This is a genomic window from Kitasatospora sp. NPDC030952 (genome assembly GCF_055571335.1).
Map to the genome: position 1 here is coordinate 426,676 of NZ_JBVIFM010000002.1, position 13,085 is coordinate 439,760.

The 13,085-nt window shown below is 71.6% G+C and carries 14 protein-coding genes; 7 read left to right on the top strand and 7 right to left on the bottom strand.

Annotated elements, in window-relative coordinates:
- The first annotated feature begins 185 nt into the window (after positions 1–185).
- On the top strand, positions 186–986 hold the full coding sequence (locus tag ACZ47G_RS06600) for an AAC(3) family N-acetyltransferase (RefSeq protein WP_465740354.1): 801 nt from the start codon (positions 186–188) through the stop codon (positions 984–986).
- A 118-nt stretch (positions 987–1,104) separates the two neighbouring features.
- Here ACZ47G_RS06600 and ACZ47G_RS06605 read toward each other — a convergent pair whose 3' ends face one another.
- The 4 genes from ACZ47G_RS06605 to ACZ47G_RS06620 all read right to left on the bottom strand — a co-directional run bounded on the left by ACZ47G_RS06605 (position 1,105) and on the right by ACZ47G_RS06620 (position 5,185).
- Complete coding sequence (locus ACZ47G_RS06605; RefSeq protein ID WP_465740355.1) at positions 1,105–2,631, bottom strand: M1 family metallopeptidase; 1,527 nt, start codon at positions 2,629–2,631, stop codon at positions 1,105–1,107.
- Between the two features lie 160 nt (positions 2,632–2,791).
- Positions 2,792–3,664, bottom strand: a complete 873-nt coding sequence (locus ACZ47G_RS06610) for a sulfurtransferase (RefSeq protein ID WP_465740356.1) — start codon at positions 3,662–3,664, stop codon at positions 2,792–2,794.
- A 137-nt stretch (positions 3,665–3,801) separates the two neighbouring features.
- Positions 3,802–4,128, bottom strand: coding sequence for a hypothetical protein (locus tag ACZ47G_RS06615; RefSeq protein WP_465740357.1), 327 nt, complete (start codon positions 4,126–4,128; stop codon positions 3,802–3,804).
- Between the two features lie 190 nt (positions 4,129–4,318).
- Positions 4,319–5,185, bottom strand: a complete 867-nt coding sequence (locus ACZ47G_RS06620; protein WP_465740358.1) for a polysaccharide deacetylase family protein — start codon at positions 5,183–5,185, stop codon at positions 4,319–4,321.
- A gap of 182 nt (positions 5,186–5,367) precedes the next feature.
- Between ACZ47G_RS06620 and ACZ47G_RS06625 the strand changes: the two genes are divergently transcribed.
- Positions 5,368–6,228: an SAM-dependent methyltransferase gene (locus tag ACZ47G_RS06625; RefSeq protein WP_465740359.1), complete on the top strand. Its 861-nt coding sequence runs from the start codon at positions 5,368–5,370 to the stop codon at positions 6,226–6,228.
- A gap of 29 nt (positions 6,229–6,257) precedes the next feature.
- Here the strand turns inward: ACZ47G_RS06625 and ACZ47G_RS06630 are convergent, their stop codons facing one another.
- A complete protein-coding gene (locus ACZ47G_RS06630; RefSeq protein WP_465740360.1) occupies positions 6,258–7,127 on the bottom strand; it encodes an Fpg/Nei family DNA glycosylase in 870 nt (289 codons plus the stop codon).
- A 423-nt stretch (positions 7,128–7,550) separates the two neighbouring features.
- Between ACZ47G_RS06630 and ACZ47G_RS06635 the strand changes: the two genes are divergently transcribed.
- The 5 genes from ACZ47G_RS06635 to ACZ47G_RS06655 all read left to right on the top strand — a co-directional run bounded on the left by ACZ47G_RS06635 (position 7,551) and on the right by ACZ47G_RS06655 (position 10,962).
- Positions 7,551–8,036, top strand: a complete 486-nt coding sequence (locus tag ACZ47G_RS06635; protein ID WP_465740361.1) for an SRPBCC family protein — start codon at positions 7,551–7,553, stop codon at positions 8,034–8,036.
- An 80-nt stretch (positions 8,037–8,116) separates the two neighbouring features.
- Complete coding sequence (locus tag ACZ47G_RS06640; RefSeq protein ID WP_465740362.1) at positions 8,117–8,794, top strand: hypothetical protein; 678 nt, start codon at positions 8,117–8,119, stop codon at positions 8,792–8,794.
- A 93-nt stretch (positions 8,795–8,887) separates the two neighbouring features.
- Positions 8,888–9,682, top strand: a complete 795-nt coding sequence (locus ACZ47G_RS06645) for a DsbA family protein (protein ID WP_465740363.1) — start codon at positions 8,888–8,890, stop codon at positions 9,680–9,682.
- Positions 9,679–10,302 (top strand): vitamin K epoxide reductase family protein, encoded by a 624-nt coding sequence (locus ACZ47G_RS06650; protein WP_465740364.1) that lies wholly within the window; start codon positions 9,679–9,681, stop codon positions 10,300–10,302. The genes ACZ47G_RS06645 and ACZ47G_RS06650 overlap by 4 nt, the downstream gene beginning before the upstream one ends.
- 72 nt (positions 10,303–10,374) lie before the next feature.
- Positions 10,375–10,962, top strand: coding sequence for a dihydrofolate reductase family protein (locus tag ACZ47G_RS06655; RefSeq protein ID WP_465740365.1), 588 nt, complete (start codon positions 10,375–10,377; stop codon positions 10,960–10,962).
- Here ACZ47G_RS06655 and ACZ47G_RS06660 read toward each other — a convergent pair.
- Complete coding sequence (locus tag ACZ47G_RS06660; RefSeq protein ID WP_465740366.1) at positions 10,943–12,028, bottom strand: hypothetical protein; 1,086 nt, start codon at positions 12,026–12,028, stop codon at positions 10,943–10,945. The genes ACZ47G_RS06655 and ACZ47G_RS06660 overlap by 20 nt on opposite strands.
- 56 nt (positions 12,029–12,084) lie before the next feature.
- Complete coding sequence (locus ACZ47G_RS06665; protein WP_465740367.1) at positions 12,085–13,083, bottom strand: adenosine deaminase; 999 nt, start codon at positions 13,081–13,083, stop codon at positions 12,085–12,087.
- Positions 13,084–13,085: the final 2 nt, after the last annotated feature.

The following is a 13,085-nucleotide window of genomic DNA, read 5'->3' on the forward strand; positions in this document are numbered from 1 at the left end:
CCTCGTAGAGGACTGACGCACGGCACCCCCTCCTGACCGATTGTCAGTGCCACCCGCTAGGGTCGGGCCCGAACAATCGCACCACACCGGTACGAACCGGCATCAGCACGCCCAGTACGCCCAGCAGACCCAGCCAGACCCAGCGCACGCAGAACCGCCCAGCACCACCGCCACCAGGGGGGACCATGACCACTCCGGGCACCAGCCCGCTCACCACCGCCGACCTCGTGGACGGCTGGCACCGCGTCGGCGTCCGCCCCGGCATGGCGCTGATCGTGCACTCCTCGCTGTCCAGCCTCGGCCGGGTCGAGGGCGGGGCCGCCGCCGTGGTGGCCAGTCTGCGCGAGGCCGTCGGGCCGGGCGGCACGGTGGCCGTGCCCGCCTTCACCGGCTCCACGGTCTGCGACCCGGCGCCGGGCCACGCCGGCCTGCCCACCCCCGAGGTCGCCGAACTCCGCTCCCGGGTCCCGCTGTTCCACCCCGATCTGCCGTCCCCGATGGGCGCGATAGCCGAGACGCTGCGCGCCCTGCCGCAGAGCCTGCGCAGCACCCATCCGCAGGCCTCGGTCGCCGCCGTCGGCGCCCACGCCCGGGAGGTGACGGCCCGCCGCTCGCTGGGCTTCGCCGTCGGCCGGGAGTCACCCTTCGGTGCGCTGCACGACCTCGGCGGGTACGTGCTGCTGGTCGGCGTCGGCCACAACCGCAACACCTTCCTGCACTACGCGGAGACCTTCGCGCCCAACCGCCGGCTGAAGCTCCGCCGCTTCCCGATGGCCATCCAGGGCGAGCGGGTCTGGATCGAGGCGCCCGACGTGGGCGACGACAACGACACCCACTTCCCGGTGGTGGGCCGGGAGTTCGAGGAGCTGGCCGGCATCCGCGAGGTGCTGGTCGGCAACGCGCCCTGCCGCCTCGTCCCGGTCCGCGAGCTCATACCCTTCGCCGTCCGCCGCCTGACCGAACTGCTGGCGGCGGACGGCTCCTGAGCGGTGTGGCCCGGCCCCCGTTCGCGCTCCCGTGCCCCAGGCCCTGTCCGGCCGATCTTGCCGGACCGGACCTAGGGCCTCCCGGACCACACCCGTCACCGCACCACGATCCCGGGCGTCAACGCCCCGCGTCGTGGACGGAGTTGGTCTCCTCGATCTTCTTCCACGACTTCGGCTCCACCAGCGCCCGGGCGTCGTCCCGCGCCCCCGGCGCCAGCGAGGCAGCCGCCGCCGGGGTGCCCGGCGCCACCGGCCCCACCGCCGGCTTGGCAGCGGTGAACAGCCAGGTCGTGAAGAGGTCCCCGAGCTTCTGCCCGGACACCTTCTCCGCGTAGGCCTGGAACTCCGCGATGGTCGCGTTTCCGTACTTGCGCTCGGTGGGCCAGCCCTTGAGGATCCGGAAGAACTTCTCGTCCCCGACGGTGTTGCGCAGCGCCTGGATGGCCACCGCGCCCCGGTCGTACACGGCGGTGGCGAACTGGTTGTCCGGGCCCGGGTCGCCGGGCTTGACGGTCCAGAACGCGTCGTCGGCCGGGTGCGAGGCGTAGATGTAGTCGGCCAGCTCCTGCGCGGTGCCCTCGTTCTCGTGCTCGGACCAGAGCAGCTGGGCGTACCGGGCGAAGCCCTCGTTCAGCCAGATGTCGCTCCAGCGCGAGAGCGAGACGCTGTCGCCGTACCACTGGTGGGCCAGCTCGTGCACGACCACCGAGGTGTTGGTGCCCTTGGCGAACTGCTTGGGGCTGTAGAAGACCCGGGTCTGGGTCTCCAGGGCGTAGCCGGTCGGGACGTTGGGCACGTAGCCGCCGACCGAGCTGAACGGGTAGTCGCCGAAGTAGCCGCTCAGCCAGTCCACCAGCTCGCCGGTGCGCTCCACACTGGCCCGGGCCGCGTCCGCGTTCTCGCCGAGGTCCCTGCTGTACGCGTTGTAGACCGGCACCCCGCTCGCGGTGGTGTCGGTGGTGATGTCGAACTTCCCGACGGCGAGCGTGGCCAGATAGGTCGCCTGGGGCTTGTTCTCGCGCCAGCTGTAGCGGGTCCACCCGGCCTGCGAGCTGGTGCCGGTCAGGACGCCGTTGCTGATCACCTGGTTGCCGTCCGGCACCAGCACCGAGACGTCGTACGTGGCCTTGTCGCTCGGGTGGTCGTTGCTCGGGAACCACCACCAGGCCGCCTCGGGCTCGTCGGCCGCCACCGCGCCGTCCGGAGTGCGGTGCCAGGCGGTGAAGCCGTACTTCTTGACCTCCGACGGCACGCCCTTGTACCGGACCACCACGGTGGCCTGGCTGCCCTTGGCCAGCGGCCGGGCCGGGGTGATCTGCAGCTCCTGCTCGCCGCTGGTGGCGAAGGTCGCGAGCCGCCCGTTGACCCGCACCTCGGAGACGTTCAGCGCGAAGTCCAGGTCGAACCGGGAGAGGTCCTGGGTCGCCGTGGCCAGGATGGTGGTGGTGCCCTCCAGCTCGTCGGTCGCGGGCTGGTACTTCAGCCGGATGTCGTAGTGCGAGACGCGGTAGCCGCCGTTGCCGTAGGTCGGGTAGTAGGGGTCGCCGATCCCGGCCGCGCCGGGTTGGAAGTCGGCTGCCGAGGCGGGGACGGCCAGGAACAGGCTCAGGGCACTGGCCGCGGAGACGATCAGTCTCTTGCGCAACGTGGTCCTCCAGGATCACCGGAACGATCGGGTCGGATCGATCCTTGTCCCGGCGGCCCGCGGTCCACTCCCCAACTATGAGATGTTCATGAAAAGAAACGCGCCGAAATGACGGCGCCCCACCACCGTCACATGCCCCACCCGCCCCACCGGCGCCGCCTCAGGCCCCGAGCACCACCGGCGCCCGCACCAGCGAGCCGTACTCCGTCCAGGAGCCGTCGTAGTTCTTCACGTGCTGGTACCCCAGCAGCTCGGTGAGCGCGAACCAGGTGTGCGCCGACCGCTCGCCGATCCGGCAGTAGGCGATCACCTCGCGCTCCGGCCCGACGCCCTTGCCCCCGTACAGCGCCCGCAGCTCCTCCGCCGAACGGAACGAGCCGTCGTCGTTGGCCGCCTGCGACCAGGGCACGTTCACCGCCCCGGGGATGTGCCCGGGCACCTGGGCCTGCTCCTGCGGCAGATGGGGTGGCGCGATCAGCTCGCCCCGGAACTCCGCCGGGGAGCGCACGTCCACCAGCACCGAGTCCGCGCCGGGCTTGGCGAACACCTCCGCCTTGGCCAGCACCTCGTCCCGCAGGGCCCGCAGCTCCGGCCGCTCCGGCCCGGTCAGCACATACGGGCTGTGCTGGTAGTCCATCACCTCGTGGGTGAGCTCCCGCCCCTCCAGCTCCCACTTCTTGCGCCCGCCGTCCAGCAGCTTCACCGGCCCGAACCCCCGCAACCGCAACAGCCAGAACGCGTACGCGGCGAACCAGTTGTTGTTGCCGCCGTACAGCACCACGGTGGTGTCGTCCTCCACCCCGGCCGCCCGCAGCAGGTGCTGGACGGCCCCCCGGTCCGCGTAGTCCCGCCCGACCTGACTGTGCAGGTCGGTGGTCCAGTTCCAGCCGACCGCACCCGGAATGTGGTCCCGCTCGTACGCGCTGCTGTCCTCGTCGACCTCGACCACCCGAACCGTCCCGTCGTCCAGATGGCGGGCCAGCCACTCCGTGCCGATCAGCGCCTCAGGATGCGCGTAACCGTTGCCGGTCATCCCAGGCCCTCCTTCGCTCTCCCCAGACCGCGACGCCCGACCACGGGCACAGCCAGCCCACGAGGGCACGACGAGGCGCCGGCGACCGGGCCGGACAGTTCGACGCTACGCCGACCGTCCGGCCCGGGCCACCCGGCTCAGGAGAAGACCACCGAGCGCAGCTGCAGCCGCTTACCGAACCGCTTGCCGGGCTCCATCACGAAGAAGACGTCGCCCTGGCAGCCGAAGTCCAGGAAGACGGTGGCCGTCGACCGGGTGCGGTTGTCGGGCGCGAAACCCGGATCCACATCGCTCGTCCCGGGCAGGTCGATGCACTTCCCGCTCTCGGGGTCGGCGATGCCGGTCTCCACGCCCGGGCCGATCTTGTAGAGGAAATCGCCGATGGCGGCATTGGCGGACATCGGAACGGCGAGGACGAGGGCGGCGGCGCTGGCGACGGCGAGCACGGCATTGCGAAGACGCATAGGAAAGGGCCTTTCAGGTGGTACTCGGGGGTACCTGGCGAACTGGTGCGAGATCACCCTAAAGGCCCGAAATCCGCAGAAACGCTTCTTCTAATCCACCCATTCGAGTGGTTTAAACAGCAAACCCGCTACCCGACCCACATATCGACCCCCGCCGATATTCAATTTCCAACCCCCGGATATTCATATGTCAGTTCGGCGGCGCCGTGAAGAGGTACCCCGAGTCGATCAGCACCGGCAGGTACGCCTTCAGCGCCGCCACCGTCTGCGAGCGGTCCCCGCCGCCGTCGTGGTTGAGCACGATCGACCCGGGCCGCACCTCCTTGAGCACGGTGTCGATGATCGACGACGTCCCAGGCCGGGACCAGTCCCGCGGATCCACCGACCAGGACATGTTCCGCAGCCCCAGGTCGGCGGCCACCCGCAGCGACACCGGCGAGAAGTCCCCGCCCGGCGCCCGGAACCAGGTGGGCAGCCGCCCGGTGGTCCGGTGCAGCAGGTCCGAGGTGCGTTCCAGCTCGTCCCGGACCGCGCCCTCCGACATGTGCCGCAGATCCGGATGGGTCCAGGTGTGGTTGGCGATGTGGTGGCCCCGGTCCGCGATCTCCTTCACCAGGGCCGGGTGCTCGACGGCGTTCTCGCCGATCAGGAAGAAGGTCGCCCGGATCCCGTGCTGCTGGAGCAGCGCCAGCACCTGGGGCGTGTACCGGGGGTCCGGCCCGTCGTCGATGGTGAGCGCCACCACCCGCTGGGCCGGGTCCAGGTCGTACACCGGCTTGCTCTCCGCCTCGCTGAGCGCCTTGCGGACGGGCTGGACGGTCGGCGCGACCGAAGGACTGGCGGACGGCGGCACCGGGGAGGGCGTCGGAGAGGACGACGTGGGGGAGGCCGCCGCCGAGGGCACCGGAGCCCCGGGCGTCTCCGTCGCCAGGACCTCCGTCCGCCCCTCCGGAGCAGCAGTGGTGGCCCAGGGGCTCTTACAGGCGGCGGCACCGCCGAGCAATGACATCCCGGCCGCCACCATCAACAGCCTGCGCGAGGTGATCCGAGAGGTCACCGACAACTTAATCTGACGATCAGACAGCATTCTTGATGCTTGCCCCGCTGCCCACCGGCCCTCTCCTCGGGCACCCCGGACGGCCCCGATCACCACTCTGACGGCCCACCGGCACACCTCCCCCCAGGACCGCTACGCTGTGCGTCCACCAGTGTGATGATCTGCCATCAGAGGACGTGGCCATGACGACAAGTCAGGACTTTCCCCAGCAGGGCCCGCAGGACGAGGACGCCGCCGAGCCGAGCCAGTGGGAACGTTTCGGCGTCGACACCACCACTCCGCACTCCGCACGGGTCTACGACTACTGGCTGGGCGGCAAGACCAACTTCCCGCCGGACCGCGCCATGGGCCAGGCCATCGAGGAGGCCGTCCCGAGCGTCAAGGAGATGGCCAGGGCCAACCGCGCCTTCCAGGGCCGGGCCGTCCGCCACCTGGCCCAGGAGCACGGCATCCGCCAGTTCCTCGACCTCGGCACCGGCATCCCCACCTCGCCGAACACCCACGAGATCGCCGAGGCCGTCAGCCCCGGCACCCGCGTCGTCTACGTCGACAACGACCCGATCGTGCTCGCCCACGCCCGCGCCCTGATGGTCTCCAGCCCGGCCAGCCGCACCACCTACATCCACGCCGACCTGCGCAAGCCCGAGGAGCTCTTCGCCGACCCGGCGCTCACCTCCACGCTGGACCTCACCCAGCCGGTCGGCCTGCTGATGATCGCCGTCCTGATGCTGATCGCCGACGAGGACGACCCGTGGGGCCGGGTCGCCGCCCTGCGCGACGCCCTGCCCGCCGGCAGCTGCATCGCCCTCACCACCCCCACCGCGGACTTCGCCCCGGAGGCGGTCGGCAAGGTCGCCGAAGCCGCCCGGGCCGGCGGGATGACCCTGGTCCCCCGCGGCTACGACGACGTGCTGCGCTTCTTCGACGGCTGGGACCTGGTCGAGCCGGGCCTCTCCCCGGTGCTCGCCTGGCGCCCGGACGGCGAGCCCCCGGCCGACCCCAAGGCCGCCTACTACTGGGGCGGCGTCGCCATCAAGCGCTGAAACCCCCGTCGCGGCTGTTGACGCCGGTCTCACTTCAACAGCCGCGACATCCGCCGGTCCGCCAACGGCTTGCCCCCGGTCTGACAGGTCGGGCAGTACTGCAACGACGAGTCCGCGAAGGACACCTCCCGCACCGTGTCCCCGCACACCGGACAGGGCAGGCCCGTCCGCCCGTGCACCCGCATCCCCAGCTTCTTCTCCGCCTTCAGCTCCCCCGCCGCCAACCCGCGCGACCGCTCCACCGCATCCCGCAGTGTGCCCCCGAGCGCCTCGTACAGCCGCGCCGTCTCCTCCTCCGTCAAGCTCGACGCCAACTTGTACGGCGACATCCGCGCCACGTGCAACACCTCGTCCGAATAGGCGTTGCCCACCCCCGCCAACACGCTCTGGTCCCGCAACACCCCCTTGAGCCGACGCCGCTCGCCCCGCAACAGAGCGGCGAACTCCTCCACCCCGAACCCCGGATCCAACGGATCCGGCCCCAACCTGGCCACCCCCGGCACCTCCGCCGGATCCCTCACCACATAGACGGCGAGCCCCTTCTTCGTCCCCGCCTCGGTCAGGTCGAACCCGTCCCCGGCCTCCCCCACCAGCCGCACCCGCACCGCCAACGGATTCCTCGCCCCCGGCCGCGGCGGCTCCACCGGCAGGACATCCCGCCACCGCAACCACCCTGCCCGCGCCAAATGAACCACCAGGTGCAGCCCGCCCACCTCCACGTCCAAGAACTTCCCCCGCCGCCCCACCGCCCCCACCACCCGCCCCTCCAGGGCCGTCACCGGCGGGTCATACGTCTTCAACGCACTGATCGCGACCGGCTGCACCCGAGCGATCTCCCGCCCGGTCAACCGCTCGGCCAGGAACGCGCACAGCGCCTCCACCTCGGGCAACTCCGGCATGCGCCCAGTCTCCCCCACCCCCCACGACCACGCAGGCCAAAGCCCCCGCGCCCACCACACCCAACACCCCCAACCCGCACCCACCCACCCCCAGCACCCCCAACCCGCACCCACCCACCCCCTCCACCCCCACCTCCCCCTCACCCGCCCCAGGCGAGAGGGACGCGCTGCGGAAGGGGGCGGTGGAGGGGGTGGGTGCGGAGAGGGGCGTAACGGGTGATTTTCAGACCGCCAACGGCGCCCGGCCATCTGCCCACAGGGTCGGCGGTCGGAAAATCATCCAGCCCCCGGAGCGCCCACCCCCGGAACCGCCCACGGCCACCCACCCTCCCGAAAGCCCACCCCCACCCCCCAGCCCCGCGCAGCGCCCCCCTTTGCCCCACCCCCCAACAAAGCGCAGGCTGGTCCCCGGAGGAACCCCCCATGACCACCCTTGAGGAACAGATCGACATCGCCGCCCCCGTCCTCGCCACCTGGGAGCAACTGCACCGCGTCCACGACTACCCCCAGTTCGTCGACGGCGTCCGCAGCGCCCACCCCCACGGCCGGAACCTCGCCCACCTCGGAGTCCTGGTCGGCAGCACCGAACGCTCGGTGGACACCGAGATCACCGACCGCGGCCGGGGCCGGGTGATGGCCTGGCGGACCCTGGACTCCGTCCACCTGAGCGGCGCGTTCGCGCTGCTGCCGCTCGACCCCCGGCACACCCGACTGCAGATCCGGGTGGAGTACGACCCGGAGGCCGTGCACCAGGAGTTCGGCGGCCCTCGCGGCTTCGCCCAGGCCGGGGCGATCGAGCGCGCGGTGCGCGGGGACCTCGAACACTTCCGGGACTTGCTGGAGGCCCGGGTGAGCGCCGCCGACAGCCACCCCCACAACGTCCCCGCCGAACCCCACGCCGCCCCATAAGAACCACATAAGCCCAGCTCAGCACGGGTGGTGAGGCTGTTCACAGCCCGCCGACGACAAGACCGTTCCACTTTCAACCTGTGGCAGACTCGGATGCCATGGACATCGGCCCGGTCACCAGGACGCTCCGCGCGGCGGTCTTCGCCGCGCTGGTCGTGCTGCTCGCCGGGCTGGGCCAGGTGCTGGTCACCGGCCGGACGCTGCCGGTCGGCACGATGGGCCTGGCCGCGGCGGCCGTCTTCGCCCTCGCCCTCGCCCTGGCCGGCCGCGAACGCGGCTACCCGGCGGTCGCGGCGGCGTTCCTCCCGCTCCAGCTCGGCGTCAGCGCCCTGTTCGACCTGGCGCAGCGCTCCTGCCCCTCCCTGCCCGCCGACGCCGGGCAGGGCTTCCGCCCGCTGCTCTGCGGCGGCGGCTCGCTCGGCGGCTTCCTGCTCGGTCACGGCGTGTCCGAGCAGAGCGGCGTCCTGCTGCTCCTGCTGCTGCACACGGCGATCGCACTGGCCGGCGCCTTCTGGCTGCGCCGCGCCGACGCCGCCCTGAGCGGCCTCACCCGGGCCCTCCAGGTGCTGGGCGAGTTCCTGCACTCCCACCTGCCGGCCGCCGCCCGCTGGCTTCGGCTGCTGGCCGCGCCCGTCCCGGGCCGCCCGGTGGTCCGGGTGCCGTTCCCCCGGGCCAGCCGCGTGCTGGTCCCGGCCGAGGACGTGGTGGTGCGCCCGGCCGTCCGGCGCGGTCCGCCGGTGTTCGCCCTGGCCGTCTGAGCCCCTTCGCCCAGCGGTCGTCTCTCCGTCGCGCCGACCCGATGCCGGTCGTGCCGCACTCCCGTACGCCCGAGAGCAACAGGACGACACCCCATGAGCAACACCCGCAAGACCGCCCCGAAGACCAACGCCACCGACCGCATGCGCGCCGCCCGCGCCCAGGCCGAGCGCTCCGACCGGATCCGCCGCCGGGTGGTGGGAGGCGCCGCCTCCGCCACCGTCCTCGCCCTCGCGGCCGGTGTCGCCTTCGCCGTCGGCGGCTCCTCCGGTTCCTCCTCGGCCGCCGGGGCGAACGGCCCACTGGTCGTCCCCGCCAACGCGGGCGGCACCGACGGCACCGTGATCAGCTACGGCAAGGCCGACGCGCCGCACACCCTGGAGATCTACGAGGACTTCCGCTGCCCGTTCTGCGAGCAGTTGGAGACCACCACCGGCAAGACCGTCCAGCAGCTGGCCGACAACGGCACGTACAAGATCGAGTACCACCTGGCGACGTTCCTGGACAAGAACCTCGGCGGCAAGGGCTCGCGCACCGCGCTGGCCGCCGCCGGCGCCGCGCTGAACGAGGGCGTGGACAAGTTCAAGGCCTTCCACGACGTGCTGTACGCCAACCAGCCCGACGAGCGCAGCGACGACTTCGGCGACGTCAACCACCTCCTGGACCTGGCCGGACAGGTCCCCGGCCTGAAGACCGACGGCTTCGTCAAGGCCGTCCAGGACGGCACCTACGCCCCGTGGGCGGCCAAGGTGAACGAGGAGTTCAACAAGAGCGACGTCACCGGCACCCCGACCGTCAAGCTCGACGGCAAGAAGCTGGACGTGCTGACCAACGGCAAGGCCGCCTCCCCCGAGCAGTTCACCGCGATGGTCAAGCAGGTGACCGGGTGACCATCGCCGCACCCGCCCCCACCGCGCGGACCTTCGGCGCGAGCCGCCCGTTCGCCTGGCTGCTGCTGATCGGCGGCGCGGTCGGCCTGTTCGCCTCGACGGTCCTCACCCTGGACAAGATCCGGCTGCTGAAGGACCCGTCGTACGTCCCCAGCTGCAACATCAATCCGATCATCAGCTGCGGTTCGATCATGCGCAGCGAGCAGGCGGAGGCCTTCGGTTTCCCCAACTCGCTGATCGGCCTGGCCGGTTTCGGGGTGGTGATGGCGATCGGCGCCGGGCTGCTCGCCGGGGCGGCGTACCGGCGCTGGTTCTGGCTCGGCCTGCAGGCCGGGACGGTCTTCGGGGTCGGCTTCGTGACCTGGCTGATGTACCAGGCGCTGTACCGGATCGGCGCGCTCTGCCCGTACTGCATGGTGGTGTGGGCCGCGATGATCCCGCTGTTCTGGTACACCACCCTGCACAACCTGCGCTCCGGGGTGATCCCGGTCGGCCCGAGGACGCGGACGGTGGTGCGGGAGGCCGTGCGCTACCACTGGGTCGTCCCGGCGCTCTGGTACGCGGTGATCGCGCTGCTGGTGCTCAACCGGTTCTGGTACTACTGGAGCACCTTGCTCTGATCCCCGTCCGCCGCCCCCTCCCCACCACCCCCAGCCGAGGGGGCGGCGGACCCTCCCCCTGACGAGGCCGCCATGCGACGCAAGATCGTCCACTTCTCCAACGTCTCCCTGGACGGCTACTTCGAGGGCCCGGACCACGATCTCGGCTGGCACCGGGTCGACGACGAGGTGCACACCCACTTCAACCGCGTACTCGCCCGAATGGGTGGTTTCGTCTCCGGCCGGCGCACCCACGAGCTGATGGCCGCGTTCTGGCCCACCGCCGACCGGGACCCGGCCGCCGACGGCCCGATGAAGGAGTTCGCGGGCATCTGGCGGGCGATGCCGAAGACCGTCTTCTCCCGCACCCTCGACCACGCCGGCTGGAACACCACCGTCGTCCGCGAGGTCACCCCCGAGACCGTCGCCGCCCTCACCGCCGGCCCCGGCGGGGACCTCTCCCTCGGCGGCGCCGAGCTGGCCGAGTCCTTCCTGGCCCAAGACCTGATCGACGAGTTCCGGATCTACGTCCACCCCGTCGTCCTCGGCCGCGGCACCCTGCTGTTCCGCCCCACCGAGCAGCCCGTCCCGCTCACCCTGCTGGAGACCCACCGCTTCACCAACGGCGTGACCCTGCTGCACTACGCCCGGGACCGCGACGCTACGTCGACACCCCGGTGAGCAGGGCGAACGCGGCGGTGCCCGAGTAGCCGACCAGGAAGCCCACCAGCACGCCGCCCCAGAAGTCCTCGACCGTGACGAAGGACGGCGCCTCCGACTTCCGCGCGGCGAACACGATCGCCGCACCGCTGAGGATCACGGCCAGCACCAGGGAGCCCATCGCCGTCCCCAGGTGCTGCTCGACCAGCGCGCCCAGGCTCTGCGCCTCCTGGAGCGAGCGGGCCACGCTGCCGACCAGGCCACCGGTGACCCCGCCGGTCATCACGTTCCACAGGGCGGCCTTGAGCGGGACGGTCAGCGCGGTGGTGTTGGAGAGGACCCGCCGACGCTCCGACGCGGCCCGGTCCGATCCGGGCGGCGGGGCGATCTCCTGTCGCGGGGTCAGCCCGTAGACGACGGTGAACTGCAGGCGGTAGCTCGCGGGGACGAAGAACGGGCTGCGCCCGGTGCCGAGGCGGATGGTCCAGACGTCGGTCGACCCTGGTTCCAGCGCCGTCCCCCGGGGGAGCGAGCCGACCAGCGGCACGCGCTCCTGCTCCGCCGACCGCTCCGGGTACACCGTCACGGCCGCGCCGTCGTACGAGCGGATGTGGGTCTGCCGAGCCCCTCCGACCACGGTCACGCTCGATCCGTCGTAGGCCCGGACGTGCAGTTGGTCCCCGGTGCCGTCGAGCAGGGCCTGGTCACGGTCGTTCGCCTGGTCCAGCGCGGCGATCTCGTCCTCGATCTCCAGCCGCTTCTCGGTCGACAGCAGGAGCGACGACAGACCCGCCGCCAACCGCCGCCGACGGGCGTTGCGGTCCCCGATGGCGGCGATCAACCGTTCGACCTCACCCTCCGGGAGGGCGGGCTCCGCCGGCTTCTCGGGCTGCTCCGGCGCCCGCCACTCCAGCTGGGTCGGCAGGCTCAGCTCGACCGCGTCGAGCCAGACCGGCACCGAGAACGGGTTCTTCACGTGCAGGTACACCGTGAAGTCCGTGCCCGAGTACACCTGCGGCACGGAGAGGTCGACCGCGAGGTCCAGCAGACCGAACTGAGCCAGTTGCTCCGGCGGTGGGGTGGTCACCCGGACAGGCTAGTGAGACCAGCCCGTCCGGGTCGGGCATTCGCCCGGATCCGTGCTCACTCCTCGGCCGGTTCGAACCTGAACCGCTCGACCTCGGCCAGGAGTTCGGCCCGGCGCCGGTCGTCGATGAAGGAGGCCCGGAAGGAGTTGGCGGCCAGCCGGCGCAGGGTCTCCTGGTCGAGGGCCAGGGCTTGCCGGACGGCGCGGAAGTTGTCCTCGACGTAGCCGCCGAAGTAGGCCGGGTCGTCGGAGTTGACGGTGACCAGCAGGCCGGCGTCCAGCATCTCGCGCAGCGGGTGGTCGGCGAGGGTGTCGATGCAGCGCAGCCGGACGTTGGAGAGCGGGCAGAGGGTGAGCGGGATCTGCTCGCGGACCAGCCGGGCGACGAGTCCGCCGTCCTCCAGGCAGCGCAGCCCGTGGTCGATCCGCTCGACGCCGAGGACGTCCAGTGCCTCGGTGACGTACGAGGCCGGGCCCTCCTCGCCCGCGTGGGCGACCCGGCGCAGCCCGGCCTCGGCGGCCCGGCGGTAGACCTCGCGGAACTTCGCGGGCGGGTTGCCGACCTCGGCGGAGTCCAGGCCGATGCCGGCGATCCGGTCGAAGTACGGGCGGGCGGCCTCGAAGGTGTCCAGCGCGGACTCGGCGGACTCGTCGCGCAGGAAGCACATGATCAGCTGGGTGCTGATGCCGTACCGCTCCTCGCTGCGCGACAGCGCCCGGGTCAGACCGTCCACCACCACGCCGAGCGGCACCCCGCGCGCGGTGTGCGCCTGGGGGTCGAAGAAGATCTCCGCGTGCCGCACACCCTGTTCGGCGGCCCGGGCCAGGTAGGCGTCCGCGAGGTCGGCGAAGTCCTGCTCGGTGCGCAGCACGGCCATCAGCGCGTAGTAGAGGTCGAGGAAGGACTGCAGGTCGCTGAAGGAGTACGCCTTCCGCAGTGCCTCGGTGTCGGCGTACGGCAGCGTGACGGAGTTGCGGGCGGCGAGGGCGAAGGCCAGCTCGGGTTCGAGGGTGCCTTCGATGTGCAGGTGGAGTTCGGCCTTGGGAAGCGGCATGG